Below are 13,124 nucleotides of genomic sequence, written 5' to 3'. Positions count from 1 at the left end.
ACCCGCCCCCAACCCGCATCGGCGCCAAGGCACCGTAGATCGGATTGGCGCGGCAACGCCGCGCGTAATCCGACAACAGTGTTGGCTGCCCATCCAGACGCTATTCGCGCGTCAGCTTCAAAAAGTGATTCAGGATATGAAAATGATCCTCGAAGAACTGCTCTTCCATCGCCGGCAATGAGTCCAGCGGCAGCCACTGCGCCAGTGACGCATCGTCGGCGGCCGAGACTTCCGGCAGCTGGCTGGTCTGCAGATTGAAATGGTGGGCGTGCGTAATGGTGCGCCCGCGCTGGCTGCGGTCGGGATGGTCGAACACGGCCACGCCGACCAGCGCCTCTTCCAGAGTCGGCGCCAGCACGCCCAGCTGCGTCTCTTCCGCCAGTTCCCTGATCGCGCCCTGCAGCAGGCGTTCGCGCGGCTCCAGGAAGCCGCCCGGCAGCGCCCACAGGTCCTTGCCCGGATAACCCCCGCGTTTGATCAGCAGCACATGGCCGCCCGTCTGCACCAGTGCGTCGACGGTGCTGAAGATCGGCGCATACGGCGCCGTGCGCCAGCGCGTTTTATACGCTTCGATGGCGCGGTGTTCCTGCACCAGCGGGCCATACCACGGCAGCATGGTCCACGCTTTCAGATACTGCGCCACGGCTTGCGGCAACAATTGCGCCAGCGCGGCCAGCGAGACATCGACGTCTTCCGCCTCGAACAGCACCTGGCGGATCGCCGTGGCGCCGATCGGCGCGTTCGAATCGATCTCCTGGTTCAGCATCTGCCATTGCGGGAAGTGGTGCAGGTAATAGCTGGTGGCGTCCTTGAAGCAGGCCACCAGGCCCACGCGCGAGACGCCGGGAACGGCACTGGCCACCGCGCGGCGCACGCCGTCGGCCCACAGGCCATCATCGTAATAATCGCGCACCGGCACATAGTGCACGCGCTCGCGCTGCGCCTCGGGCAGGCTGGCGGCGATCATGGCGGCGCGCTCCTGCCAGGTAAACGGGTTTTTCGGGCTGCGCGCATGGAAGGCGGAACCGAGCACCAGCACCACCTGCGCGGCGCTGGCCAATGCAGCCTGCAGCAGGCCGGCATGGCCGCTGTGAAACGGCTGGAAGCGGCCGATCAGGACCGCGCAATCCAGGGAAAAAACGGGTGCTGCTGTACTCATGCTGCGTCTCCGGTAGGGTAGTGGGCGGCGATCGGCAATTGGCGGCCGCTGCCAAAAGCGCGTGACCGCACGCGGATGATCGGCGCCGCCTGGCGCCGCTTGTATTCGTTGCGGGCGACCATGCCGAGGATGCGCTTGACCAGCCGGCGGCCGTCCTCGCTCTCGCGCAGCTGCTCGACAAACGCCAGCGCCTGCGCGCTTTCCGGCGCCGGCAGGCGGTTGCCCTCGATATGCCACTTGAGGATTTCATCGAGCACAGGGTACGGCGGCAGGCTGTCGGTGTCGCGCTGGCCCGGCGCCAGTTCGGCCGACGGCGGCTTGTCGAGCACGGCGACCGGAATCAGCTCGCGCCCGGCGCTGGCATTTACATGGCGCGACAGGGCGAACACTTCGGTCTTGTACAGGTCGCCAATCAATCCCAGGCCGCCGTTGGTGTCGCCGTACAGGGTGCAATAGCCGACCGAGATTTCGCTCTTGTTGCCGGTGGTGAGCAGCAGCGCGCCAAACGCGTTCGAGTATTCCATCAGGATGGTGCCGCGCACGCGCGCCTGCAGGTTTTCCAGCGGCAGGCCGGCCAGCTTGCCGTCGAACGCCTGCGCGTAACCGCTTTCATACTGCGCCACGATGTCGCGGATCGGGTGCGTCAGCAGCGTGATGCCCAGGTTCTCGCACAGGGCGATCGAATCGGTGACGGAGCCGGCGCTGGAAAATACGGACGGCATGGTAATGCCGATCACATTCTCGGCACCGAGCGCCTCGACCGCCAGCGCCAGCGTCAGGGCCGAGTCGATGCCGCCCGAGCAGCCCACCACCACTTTCCTGAAACTGCAGCGGCGCGCATAGTCGGCGAGACCCAGCACGATCTGGCGGCGCGCAAATTCGACGGCCGGGATACCTTCGGCGTCCGGCACCGGGAACGGCTGGCCATCGGGCCGGCTGAAGCGACCGGCCTCGAAGCGCAGCAGCTGGAAGTCCGCCACGAAACGCTGCGCCTCGAACTGCAGCCCGGCCTGCGGCGAAATGGCGAATGAAGCGCCGTCGAACACCAGCTGGTCGTGGCCGCCGACCTGGTTGACGAACAGCAGCGGCAGCTCCAGGCGGCGGCAGGCGGCGCCGAACACGGCGTGGCGCAGCGCGCGCTTGCCGATGTCCGACGGGCTGGCGTTGATGCTGACCACCAGTTCCGGCCTGGCCGCCTGCAGCGAGGCAAACGGATTGACGGCATACGCCTTGCCCTCGTCGTTCCAGCCATCCTCGCAGATCATGAAGCCGACCTTGTGGCCGGCCACGTCCAGCGTGCAGGCGACGGGCGGTCCCGCCTCGAAGTGGCGGCCTTCGTCGAAGATGCCGTAGGTGGGCAGCAGCTGCTTGTAGTATTCGGCGACGATCTGCCCGTTCTGGATCGCCAGCAGCGCGTTGTGCAGCGGCTTGCCATGGCCGTGGTTCGGACGCGCCGTGCCCAGCACCGTGACCAGCCCGGGCCAGCGCGTGGAGGCCTGCAGCACGGTGTCCAGCGCCGCGTCCATGTCGCGCAAAAAGGCGGCGTCTTCGAACAGGTCGCCCGGGTAATAGGCACTCAGGGTCAGCTCGGAAAACACCACCATCTGCGCGCCCTGGTCGCTGGCGCGACCCATATGATCGATGACGGCGGCGGTATTGGCGTCGAAGTCGCCGATGGTCAGGTTGAGCTGGGCGATGGCAAGCGAGAGCATGGTGTTTCCCTTCAGTCAGAAGCGCATGATTAAGCACATAAAACGCTATCCTGCCTGAAAATCGGCAAATGGTACTGATGCAATCGTGCAAGGGAATGCTGCCCCTGAAAATGTTTCACGTGAAACCTTTCAGGGGCAGCGGGACGATCAACTCGTCAGTGGTGGAGTGGACGGTGGCGGTGGCGCCGGCGTGGCGCCCGGCACGGCCGCCGAGATGGCCGGCGTCTCGGGTTGCGCCGGTATCGTGCTCAGCACCATGGTACTCGGCTTGGAGATCGAGATTTCGGCCGCATCCAGGCGCTTGAGCAGCTCGAACAGCAGCGCGCTGCGGATGCCATAAGTCAGGCGCGGCGACGAGGCGAAGCCGGTGGCGTTGAACATCAGGTTGCCGTTATCGATGCCATCGAGCTGCACGTTCGGCGCCGGCGTGTCGAGCACGTCGTGGTTGTCGACAAAGGCCGACAGGATCAGCGCGCGCGCCGCTTCCGCGTCCGTGCCCAGCGGCAGCGGCAACTTGATCTGCACCAGGCCCAGCGGGCTGGCGTGGGTCACGTTGCGCACCGTCTTGGTAATGAATTCCGAGTTCGGCACGATCACCGTCGAGCGGTCGCCCATCTGGATTTCCGTGGCGCGCACATTGATGCGGCGGATATCGCCTTCCACGCCGCCCAGCGAGACCCAGTCGCCGACCTTGACCGGGCGCTCGGCCAGCAGAATCAGGCCCGACACGAAGTTCTGCACTACCGCCTGCAAGCCAAAACCGATACCGACCGACAAGGCCGACGCCACCCATGCGATGCGTTCCAGGCCGATGCCGGCCGCCGACAGCGCCAGCGCCACGGCGGCGACGCCGCCGATATAGCCGAACAGGGTCAGGAACGACACCTGCATGCCGGAGTCGAGGTTGGTGGTTGGCAGGTAGCTGTTCTGCAGCCAGCGCTTGAAAAAGCCCACGCCGATGTAACCCACCAGCAGCACCAGCAGCGCCTGGATCACGGAGCCGGGGCGGATCGCCACTTCGCCGATCGACAGGCCGTCCTGCAGCTTGCCCAGGCGCTGGAACAGTTCGGCCGGGCCTTCGCCAAACGGTGCGAGCAGCAGCATCAGCATCAGCAGCACGATCAGCGCGCGGCCCAGGCCCGACAGCAGCACGGCTGCCTGGTCGCGCGCTTTCGGCGTGGCCAGGACAGGATTGGCCGAATCGGGTGGCGGCGGGGTCGACGCCAGCAGCATGCACACATCATCGACCAGCACTGTCAGCAGATAGGTGGTGCAGACCACTACCATGATCCAGGTAATCTGCTTGGTCACGAAACTGCCGAAGGCCACATAGCCGACCAGCAGGCTGACCAGGCTTGCCGCCAGCGCCAGCCACATGATGACCACCACGCAGCGCAGCCACAGCGGCGTGGTGGGCGACGCCGGATCGGCGGCGCGCACCTGGCGCCAGCAGCGCTCGGCGCGCAGCAGGCCATAGGCCACCGTAATGCTCAGCACCAGCGCGACGATGCAGTTGATCGCCACCGCCGTCGACAGGCCCGTGTTGATCACGATCGAGACGCGCTCGGCGGCCCATACCAGCACCATCACGAAGGCGAACACGGTCGGGTAGCGGCCCATGCGCGCGGCCAGAGCGTCCGACAAGGGCAGCAGGCGCCACGAGGTGCGGTTCGGCGACAGCAGCGCGTGGCCGAGGCCGGCTGTAAAGCCGGCGAAACAGATGATGCCGATCAGGCTGCTCAAAAAGACGCCCGTCTTGTCGGACAGTGCTCCGCTCCAGCGCAGGCCAAAGGCCAGCAGTTCGGCCACCAGGCCCGGCGTGGCAGTTGCCAGCACCAGCACGGCCAGCGCATGCAGCGAACGGCGCAGGCGGCCATGCGGCACACGCGTGGAGGTCAGCATCAGCAGATGGCGCGAGATCCAGATGCTGGCCGCCAGCACCAGCACGATGCCGACAAAGATGATGGCCCAGACGGACCCCGGCGTGGTGCGCGCCGCATTGACCAGTTCATTCCCCAGGTTCTGCAGGCGCAAATGCGTTTGCGGCCATTCGGCGTGCAGCTGCTTCCAGAAGGCGCCGGCCAGGATCGACGAGGTGCGCTCGCCCAGGCGCGCCTGCAGCTGCGAGCGGCGCACGGTGGTGGCCTGCTCGGAGGCCTGCGTCGCTTCGACCGACAGCAGGCGCGCCAGCTTGACCTGCGCATCGAGCGCGCTGCTGCTGCGGTCGAGCTGGTTGCGCTGCGCCGCCACGTCGGGCGCGTCCTTGGCGCCATCGGCCGGTTTACCGAGCTCGGCCAGGCGCGCCTGCACGCTGGCCAGCTGCGGTTCGATATCGGCCGCCACCTTGTCGGCTTCGGCGCTGGCGGCCAGCGCATCGGCCTTCATCTGCGACAGCGCAGCGTCCGGCACGTCGGCGTCGCCGTCGAGGGTTTTCTGGATGGTGGTGATCTGCTTGCGCAGCACGTCGAGCCGCTGGTCGGCCGTGGCCGCGTCGACGTCGGCCTGGGCCCAGGCGGGGCTGGCACCCAGGGAACAGGCCAGCAACAGCGCCAGCAGGAGAGGAAACAAACATCGGAATGGTCGGGTAGAAATCATGCGCGCCTGGAAGTGGGATAGATGGTCGGCACAATATAGCCGAAATTGCCGCCCTAAAACGCGCAGTTGCGGCTGCAGCCCCGATTTCCCCTGCCATTGCGGCGCTGGTCTACGCCGTTTGCCCTATGGATAAGCGATATGAAAAAGACTAGCATTGTGTACCCAGAGGCAACGTATCTGTCGCAGATGCAAGGCCGCTCCTTCCCCTGACCTTATCGAGCCCACCATGAAGTTCATCTCCAACATCCATATCGGCAAACGCCTCGCGCTGGGCTTTGGCGCCATCAGCGCCATGCTGATCGTCATCTCCTTCCTGGGCCTGGCCATGCTGGGCAAGATCAACCAGGGTACCGACCATATCGTCAGGGACAGCATGCCGAAGATTGCGATTGCCAATGCGCTGGCGGACCACGTCAACGATATCGCGATTGCCCTGCGCAACAATATGCTGACCACCGATCCGACCGACCGGCAACAGCAGGTGACGGCCGTACTGGCCGCGCGCGAGGCGGCCGTCGCCGACCTGGCCAGGCTGGAGCGCAGCGCCACGCTGCCGCGCGAACGCGAGCTGCTGGCGCAACTGCGCGCGGCGCATGTGCGTTACGCCGAAGGCCAGGACCAGCTGCTGGAACTGGTCAGGACCAGTACGCTGGAAGCCGCCCGCGCCTATATGTATGACCAGGTGCGCGCCATGCTGGACCGGTACAAACGGCTGATCGCGCAGCAGATCGCCCTGCAAAGCGAGGAAGCCAATGCCAACGCCGCCAGCGCCCACGCCACCTATGTCACCACGCGCGCCATCCTGATCGGGCTGTCGGCCGTGGCCCTGCTGTGTGCGGCGCTGCTGTCGTACCTGATCACCCATTCGGTCACCAAGCCGGTGGCGCAAGCGCTGAAGGTGGCCAATACGGTGGCCGCAGGCGACCTCAGCAGCACCATCATTGTCGAGTCGCGCGATGAACTGGGCCAGCTGCTGCAGGCGCTCAGGACCATGAACGACAGCCTGGCCCGTACGGTGGGCACGGTGCGCGCCGGTACCGACACCATTGCCGCCGCTTCGGCCCAGGTGGCGGCCGGCAGCCAGGACCTGTCCTCGCGCACGGAACACGAAGCCAGTTCGCTGGAAGAGACCGCCTCGTCGATGGAGGAACTCACCTCGACCGTCAAGCAGAACGCCGACAATGCGCGCCAGGCTCATGTACTGGCCGACACGGCGTCGAATGCGGCCCAGCGCGGCGGCGCCGTGATCGCGCAAGTGGTCGCCACGATGGACAAGATCAGCCAGTCGTCGAGCAAGATCACCGACATTATCGGCGTGATCGACGGCATCGCCTTTCAAACCAATATCCTGGCCCTGAACGCCGCGGTGGAAGCGGCGCGCGCCGGCGAACAGGGACGCGGCTTCGCGGTGGTCGCCACCGAAGTGCGCAACCTGGCGCAGCGCTCGGCCGCCGCGGCGAAGGAGATCAAGCACCTGATCGACGACTCGACCGACTCGGTGGCCAGCGGCAGCGCCCTGGTGCACCAGGCCGGCGCCTCGATGACCGACCTGGTCGACAGCGTGCGCCGCGTCACCGACATCATGGGAGAGATCACCTCGGCCAGCGCGGAACAGACGGCCGGCATCGAACTGATCAACCGCGCCATCAACGACATGGATAGCGACACCCAGGAAAATGCCGCCCTGGTCGAAGAGTCTGCCGCAGCAGCCGCCGCCCTGCGCGAACAGGCAGCCATGCTGGCACAGGTGGTCAGCGTGTTCAGGCTGGGCGACCAGCCAGCCGCCGCCAGGCCGGCCGCTGCTGTCACCGTACCGGTGGCCAAGCCGGCGCCGGCCTCGCCGGCTCACGCATCGACTCCGCCGAAGCAGCAGCAGGCCGAGCCGGCGCTGTCGGATTGGGAAGAGTTTTAATGGCGGCTCTGACTGTTCAGGACGCTTCGATGGCCGCCAGGCCCGGCGCAAAATACCTTCCCGGCGTGGTACCGAAGGTGCGCCGGAACAGCGCGATAAAGGCGCTCACGTTGTCGTAGCCCAGATCAAAAGCCACCGCCGTGACGGACTGCCCGCCGGCCAGCAGTTCCAGCGAACGCAGCAGCCGCACGCGCTGGCGCCACGCCGTCAGGCTCATGCCCGTCTCCACGGCAAAGCGGCGGCTCAGCGTGCGCGGCGCCAGGTTAGCCCACTGCGCCCATTCATCCAGCGTGCGCGCATTGGCCGGGTCGTCGATCAGGGCGCTGGCGATGCGCAGCAGGCGCGCGTCGCGCGGCAGCGGCAGGCCCAGCGGATCGACAGGCGCCGCCGCGATTTCATCAAGCAGCACTTGCGCCACCTGCGCGCGGGCGCGCTCCAGCGGCGCGACCTCCCACTGCGCCGCGCGCAGCACCGCTTCGCGCAGCAAGCCCGACACGGCGATCGCGCAAGGCTGCGGCGGCAGTTCGGCGCAACGTTCCGGCGCCACATACACGGCCCAGCCCGAGAACGGTCCGTGCGACCTGGCCGCATGCGTGCACGCGGACGGTATCCAGACGGCGTGCGTGGTGGGAATGGTCCAGGCGCCGGCGTCGGTGCGCACCGTCAGCAGGCCAGAAAACAGGCCCAGCAACTGGCCCGGCAGATGGCTGTGCGGCGCCGACTCGCGCGGCACGCTTTCCTTGCCCATGACGGCAATCAAGGGCGGCTCGCCATCGGCCATCGTGACGGCATGATGCAGTTTGATTTCCAAGGGGGCGGCGGAAGGCATGGCGTAATTGAGCTATTGATTGGCACGCATAGCTTAGCAGCGCCACGATTTCAGCGCTATGGTGCTGGTTGAATCGCCACCTCCAGGAGAATTTCATGACCACTGTTGACCTTGCCGAACTGTATGCGCCGCCTTCCGAGATGATCGTCAAGGGCGTGCTCGACCATCTGCTGCCGTTTCACCTGAGCTACCTGAAAGCGGCCACCTTCTTTTGCCTGGCCAGCGGCAATGCCGAGGGCCTCGACGCCTCGCCGCGCGGCGGCGCGCCGGGTTTCGTGCATGCGCTGGACAACAAGACGGTCGCCTTTGCCGACTGGCCCGGCAACAACCGCATCGCCTCGCTGACCAATCTGCAAAGCGATGACCGCATCGGCATGCTGTTCATTTTTCCCGGACTGGAAGTATTTATGCGCATCAATGGGCATGCCGCCATTTCCGTCCATCCGGATCTGCTGCTGGCGCTGGCCGAAGGCGAACGCGTGCCGAAGACCGCCATCGTGGTACGGATCGATGAAGTGCTGTTCCACTGCGGCAAAGCCATCAACCGCGCCAAACTGTGGCAGCCGGAATCGATGCTCGACCGCAAGGATGTGCCGTCGCTGGGCGAAATCAAGGCGGCCATGACGGGCGAAGACATCAGCACGGCCAGCGCGATCGATGAGTGGTATTACACGGCCGTGCGCGGCGACCTGTATTGACGGCATTAACCAGGCATTAACCAAGCATTAACAGGGCATTAATCGGCGCGCGGTACCATGGCCGCCCGACCCCGATTTTTGAGAGCTTGCCGTGCACATATTACTGGTGGAAGACGATGCCATGCTGGCCGAGGCCGTCTGCGACGGCGCGCGCCAGAATGGCTGGACCATCGATCATGCCTTTGACGCGGCCTCGGCCCGGCTGCTGCAGCTCGATGGCCAGTATGCGGTGATGCTGCTCGACCTGGGCCTGCCGCGCGAATCGGGCCTGAGCCTGCTCCGGACCATGCGCGCCCGCTACGACGTGACGCCGGTACTGATCCTGACGGCGCGCGGCCAGCTCAGCGAGCGCATCGCCGGGCTCGATGCGGGCGCCGACGATTACCTGGTCAAGCCGTTCCAGTTCGATGAACTGTGGGCCCGCATGCGGGCCGTGATCCGGCGCAGCCAGGGCAGGGTGGTGCCGCTACTGACCTGCGGCGAGGTGCAGCTCGACCTCGGCAAGCGGGTGGTCACGCGCGCCGGCCAGCGCGTCGCCCTGAGCGCGCACGAATACCGCACCTTGCTGGCCTTGCTGGAGCGGCCCGGCCATATTGTGACCCGCGATTACCTGCACGAAATGGTGTATGGCGGCGCCAGCGCGATCGAGAGCAATACCATCGCGGTCTTTATCCACCAGCTGCGGCGCAAGCTCGGCGACAGCCTGATCACCACCGTGCACGGCCAGGGCTACATGATCGACGGGAGCGCTTCATGAGGTCGCTGCGCGCACGCATGCTGCTGGTCATCGGCAGCTGTATCGCCCTCTGCTGGGCGCTGGTGCTGGCGCTGGCCGTCACCTATACCACGCGCGGTGAAGGTTTTGCCTGGGACAATGATCTGCGCAATATCGGCAACCGGATCCTGCATTCCATGCCACCTGGCCTCAGCACGCTCGATGCCGTCAAGCCTGCCGTGTTTCCGCCCGACGACAAGCCATCGTACGACAGCGATACCAGCTTTCAGGTATGGAGCAAACGCACGCGCCTGGTGGTGCGCGCGCCGGACGCGCCGCTCACGCCATTGCGGCCGGACTTCATCGACGGCTTCAGCACCACGCTGATCGATGGCCAGGAATGGCGCGTGTATTCGGTAACCGACAGCAGCGGCACCATCCATGCGCAGGTGGGCAACCTGCGTAGTACCATCGACGCCGAAATCAGGCTCAAGGTGCTGAGCGTGCTGGGCATCAGCACGCTGTTGCTGCTGCTGGGCGGCGCGCTGATGGCGTGGGCCGTGCAACGCGCGCTGCGCCCGGTCGTCGGCATCGGCGCCGCCCTGCGCCGCCGCGAAAAATTCGACCTTACGCCGCTGCCGCTGCAGCAGTTGCCGGCCGAGCTGCATCCGCTGGTCAATTCGTTCAACCATCTGCTCGACCAGGTGGGCCAGGCAGTGCAGGGCGAGCGGCGCTTTATCGACGACGCGGCCCACGAATTGCGCACGCCGCTGTCGGCGCTGCAGGCGCAGGCGCAGGTCGCGCTGCGCGCCAGCACGATGGCCGAGAAGGATGCGGCGCTGACCAAGCTGCTGGCGGTGGCGCAGCGCAGCACCCGCTTGTCGGAGCAATTGCTCGACCTGGCCCGGCTCGACGCCGGCACCCACCTGGCCCACGCGGCACGGGCCGACCTGAGCGAACTGGCGGTGCACGTGGTGCGCGAATTCGACGTGTTTGCCGAACAGCAAGGGCGCAATCTGATCATCGCCGCCGCGCCGTGCCAGATCGCCTGCGATATCGACGAGATCGGCATCCTGCTGCGCAACCTGATCGACAACGCGTTGCGCTTCGCGCCGCCCGGCGGGCGCGTGCGCATTGCCTGTGGCGAGCTGGAAGTGGAAGAAATGGCCACGCGGCAGTCATATCTCGAGGTCGCCGACGACGGCCCCGGCGTGCCCGAGGCCGAGCGCGCGCTGATCTTCAACCGCTTTCACCGCATCGAGGGCAATCGCGGGCGCGGCAGCGGTATCGGCCTGTCGCTGGTCGCCGGCATCGCCCGCCTGCACGGCGCGGCCATTGTCACCGGCGCCGGCCTCGATGGACGCGGCTTTTGCGTGCGCGTCGTCTTTCCTGCGCCTTAATAGCCACATGGCTAGAAACTGTACAGATAGCCGGCTTTGATGCCGGCCTGGTTCGAACGGTCCACCAGCGGACTGTCCTTGATGGCGCTGCCCAGGCCCGTCGCGCTGAGGTCGACAAACACAGTGTGGCGCGGCGCCACGGCATAGCCGAAACGCAGTCCCAGTTCGACATTGGTGGCCGCATCGCCCGCATACGCGGCGCGGCCGGCACGCACTTCGGACGTCCGCACGCCATAGTAGTAATCGACAAACTTTTTATCCTGCCACTGCGCCGCCACGCGCGGCGTGATGGTGACGGCGCCGGCCTGGAACTGGCGGTTCAGTTCCAGCCGCACGCGCTTGCCCTCGGCGTCGCCGGTGGCGGCCAGCACTTCGGCCGAGGCATTGATCACGCTGCCGCGCCAGGTCACCGCGCCACCAACCCACACGCCCCCCTTGCGCTCGGCCATGCCGCGCAGGAAAGGCGAATCCTTGGCCTCATAGCCATCGTTGGCATAGCGCGCGCAGGCGCAACGACAGCGGACCGCTCGATGGCAGCTTTGCGTCGAGCGTGGTGCCGAAAAAGCTGACATAGCGGTTCTCGAACAGCAGCAGCGGCAAGGCTTGGACGTCGTTGTCGAAGTCGCGATACGCCTTGCGGTCCAGGCCCGCGCCCAGGCCCAGTCCCCATTGCGAGGGCGCGGGCACCTGAGCCTGCGCGGCCGGCCATGCCAGCGACAGGCTGGATGCGAACAACAGGGAAAATACGGTGTGCGGATAAGTCATGCTGTGGGTCTCTTTCAGGCGGTGGAAACAGAGACACAGCATGCCTGTTGGCGATTAAGAAATTGTTAGCGGTGATGTCGGGTTACGGTGATGTCGGGTTACGCCGTGCCGGCTAACCCGACCTACGCGACTCACAAGACGTAGGTCGGATTAGCGCGCAAGCGCGTAATCCGACAACATTGTTGGCCATGCCGATAGCCTAGACCCAGATCCGGTAAATCCAGTAACTCTCATCCTCGGAATCAAGCAGGCGCAGGAATTTGCCGGGACTATGCCCGGTAATCTCGCGTACCTCGCGCGACAGATGCGCCTGGTCCGCATAGCCGCCCTGCGCGGCCACATCGGCGAGATTGACGCCGCCGCCCAGCGCCTGCTCGCGCGCATCGAAAAACGACTGCTCGGCGCGCCGCAGCCGCAACAGGCTGCGCATCGACTGGCCCGCGCGTGCCTTGATGCGCCGCTCGATATTGCGCACGCTGCGGCCCATTGCCGTATCGGCCGCCTGCCAGGCCAGGTGGCGCACCCAATCGCCGGCCGCCGCGCCGGCTCCCCGTGGCCGTGCCGCCTGCCATCGCGGCGCCAGAAACTGTTCCAGCAGCGCCAGCCGCGCAGCGTCATCGGGCGCGCCCAAGATCGCATCGGACAGTGGCTGCCATTGCTGCCCCAGCACCTCGTCCAGCGGCGCCCAGCGGTCGACCCAGGCGGCCATGTCGATGCCACTGACCGCCTGCAGCGCCTGCGGATAGAACATCACCATGAACAGGCGTACCGGGCCGGGATTCCAGCTGGTGGTCGGCTGCGTCTGCGGGCCGGCAAATACGGCGCGCACCGGGGCTGGCGCCGGGGGCTGGCCGCCGGGCACCACCAGTTCGCCTTCGCCCTCGACAAACCAGGCAATCGTGCACAGCGGCGTGGCCGGCGAGTGATTGTAGCGGTCGCGCGGATCGCACAAGGGAGACTCGACGGTGCTGCGCGTGACCAGCGCGCGCACGCAGGACGACAGCGCATACGGTGGAGCAATCAAACGCGTCAGGCGCGTGGCGGCGGGATGGGGCATGTGGAAATTCTAGGCTATGTCAGCGAAAAAGGTTGAAACATTCTGACATTGCTGAGGTCTAACTGATCAGAAATCTTCTTTCAGGAGACGATCATGCACCCAGTCCAGTGGCAGACCTTCATCGCGCAATTCTCGCAGTTGTCGCAGCGCCAGCGCCTGGCCGGCATCGCCCTGCTGCAGGACGGTGCGGCGCAAGATGCCGCCATCACCCTGATCGAGCAGACAATGCAGGCCAGCCTGCATTGTCCTTCCTGCGGCGCCACGCATATCCACCGGCACGGT

11 protein-coding genes and 1 pseudogene are annotated in these 13,124 nt (G+C 66.1%); 5 read left to right on the top strand and 7 right to left on the bottom strand.

Annotation, left to right across the window (positions count from 1 at the left end; genetic code table 11):
• Positions 1-100: 100 nt before the first annotated feature.
• From RTQ46_RS08475 to RTQ46_RS08465, 3 genes are all read right to left on the bottom strand, one after another.
• A complete protein-coding gene (locus tag RTQ46_RS08475) occupies positions 101-1,159 on the bottom strand; it encodes a bifunctional nicotinamide-nucleotide adenylyltransferase/Nudix hydroxylase (protein ID WP_312435858.1) in 1,059 nt (352 codons plus the stop codon).
• Positions 1,156-2,871, bottom strand: a complete 1,716-nt coding sequence (locus RTQ46_RS08470) for an NAD+ synthase (protein WP_312435857.1) — start codon at positions 2,869-2,871, stop codon at positions 1,156-1,158. The genes RTQ46_RS08475 and RTQ46_RS08470 overlap by 4 nt, the downstream gene beginning before the upstream one ends.
• Before the next feature lie 147 nt (positions 2,872-3,018).
• Positions 3,019-5,466, bottom strand: coding sequence for a DUF3772 domain-containing protein (locus RTQ46_RS08465; RefSeq protein ID WP_409518308.1), 2,448 nt, complete (start codon positions 5,464-5,466; stop codon positions 3,019-3,021).
• A 226-nt stretch (positions 5,467-5,692) separates the two neighbouring features.
• Between RTQ46_RS08465 and RTQ46_RS08460 the strand changes: the two genes are divergently transcribed.
• On the top strand, positions 5,693-7,378 hold the full coding sequence (locus RTQ46_RS08460; protein ID WP_312435854.1) for a methyl-accepting chemotaxis protein: 1,686 nt from the start codon (positions 5,693-5,695) through the stop codon (positions 7,376-7,378).
• 16 nt (positions 7,379-7,394) lie between these two features.
• On the opposite strand, the gene RTQ46_RS08455 is transcribed toward RTQ46_RS08460, so the two are convergent.
• The gene (locus tag RTQ46_RS08455; protein ID WP_312435852.1) at positions 7,395-8,207 is read right to left on the bottom strand and encodes a helix-turn-helix transcriptional regulator; all 813 of its coding nucleotides are present in this window, start codon (positions 8,205-8,207) and stop codon (positions 7,395-7,397) included.
• A 95-nt stretch (positions 8,208-8,302) separates the two neighbouring features.
• Between RTQ46_RS08455 and RTQ46_RS08450 the strand changes: the two genes are divergently transcribed.
• The 3 genes from RTQ46_RS08450 (at position 8,303) to RTQ46_RS08440 (ending at position 11,020) form a co-directional block, all read left to right on the top strand.
• Complete coding sequence (locus tag RTQ46_RS08450) at positions 8,303-8,905, top strand: MSMEG_1061 family FMN-dependent PPOX-type flavoprotein (RefSeq protein ID WP_312435851.1); 603 nt, start codon at positions 8,303-8,305, stop codon at positions 8,903-8,905.
• Positions 8,906-8,996: 91 nt separating this feature from the next.
• Positions 8,997-9,662, top strand: a complete 666-nt coding sequence (locus RTQ46_RS08445; protein ID WP_312435849.1) for a response regulator transcription factor — start codon at positions 8,997-8,999, stop codon at positions 9,660-9,662.
• A complete protein-coding gene (locus RTQ46_RS08440; RefSeq protein ID WP_312435848.1) occupies positions 9,659-11,020 on the top strand; it encodes an ATP-binding protein in 1,362 nt (453 codons plus the stop codon). Before RTQ46_RS08445 ends, RTQ46_RS08440 begins: the two co-directional genes overlap by 4 nt.
• A gap of 11 nt (positions 11,021-11,031) precedes the next feature.
• Here RTQ46_RS08440 and RTQ46_RS08435 read toward each other — a convergent pair whose 3' ends face one another.
• From RTQ46_RS08435 to RTQ46_RS08425, 3 genes are all read right to left on the bottom strand, one after another.
• A complete protein-coding gene (locus RTQ46_RS08435) occupies positions 11,032-11,469 on the bottom strand; it encodes a MipA/OmpV family protein (protein WP_312435846.1) in 438 nt (145 codons plus the stop codon).
• 28 nt (positions 11,470-11,497) lie between these two features.
• Complete coding sequence (locus tag RTQ46_RS08430) at positions 11,498-11,785, bottom strand: hypothetical protein (protein WP_312435845.1); 288 nt, start codon at positions 11,783-11,785, stop codon at positions 11,498-11,500.
• A 199-nt stretch (positions 11,786-11,984) separates the two neighbouring features.
• Entirely contained in the window at positions 11,985-12,842 is an 858-nt protein-coding gene (locus RTQ46_RS08425; RefSeq protein ID WP_312435843.1) for a helix-turn-helix domain-containing protein, read from the bottom strand.
• Between the two features lie 93 nt (positions 12,843-12,935).
• Between RTQ46_RS08425 and RTQ46_RS08420 the strand changes: the two are divergent.
• A pseudogene (locus tag RTQ46_RS08420) lies at positions 12,936-13,124 on the top strand (IS1595 family transposase); the annotation flags it as partial.

This window comes from Janthinobacterium sp. (assembly GCF_031995485.1).
GTDB lineage: Bacteria > Pseudomonadota > Gammaproteobacteria > Burkholderiales > Burkholderiaceae_D > Janthinobacterium.
The sequence above is the reverse complement of the archived record's forward strand: the minus strand, read 5'-3'. Positions and strand labels throughout refer to the sequence as shown.

Excerpts from the sequence above, each read along its gene's own strand:
- RTQ46_RS08475 (WP_312435858.1), bottom strand. The coding sequence starts at position 1,159 with ATGAGTACAGCAGCACCCGTTTTTTCCCTGGATTGCGCGGTCCTGATC.
- RTQ46_RS08470 (WP_312435857.1), bottom strand. The coding sequence starts at position 2,871 with ATGCTCTCGCTTGCCATCGCCCAGCTCAACCTGACCATCGGCGACTTC.
- RTQ46_RS08465 (WP_409518308.1), bottom strand. The coding sequence starts at position 5,466 with ATGATTTCTACCCGACCATTCCGATGTTTGTTTCCTCTCCTGCTGGCG.
- RTQ46_RS08460 (WP_312435854.1), top strand. The coding sequence starts at position 5,693 with ATGAAGTTCATCTCCAACATCCATATCGGCAAACGCCTCGCGCTGGGC.
- RTQ46_RS08455 (WP_312435852.1), bottom strand. The coding sequence starts at position 8,207 with ATGCCTTCCGCCGCCCCCTTGGAAATCAAACTGCATCATGCCGTCACG.
- RTQ46_RS08450 (WP_312435851.1), top strand. The coding sequence starts at position 8,303 with ATGACCACTGTTGACCTTGCCGAACTGTATGCGCCGCCTTCCGAGATG.
- RTQ46_RS08440 (WP_312435848.1), top strand. The coding sequence starts at position 9,659 with ATGAGGTCGCTGCGCGCACGCATGCTGCTGGTCATCGGCAGCTGTATC.
- RTQ46_RS08435 (WP_312435846.1), bottom strand. The coding sequence starts at position 11,469 with ATGGCCGAGCGCAAGGGGGGCGTGTGGGTTGGTGGCGCGGTGACCTGG.
- RTQ46_RS08430 (WP_312435845.1), bottom strand. The coding sequence starts at position 11,785 with ATGACTTATCCGCACACCGTATTTTCCCTGTTGTTCGCATCCAGCCTG.
- RTQ46_RS08425 (WP_312435843.1), bottom strand. The coding sequence starts at position 12,842 with ATGCCCCATCCCGCCGCCACGCGCCTGACGCGTTTGATTGCTCCACCG.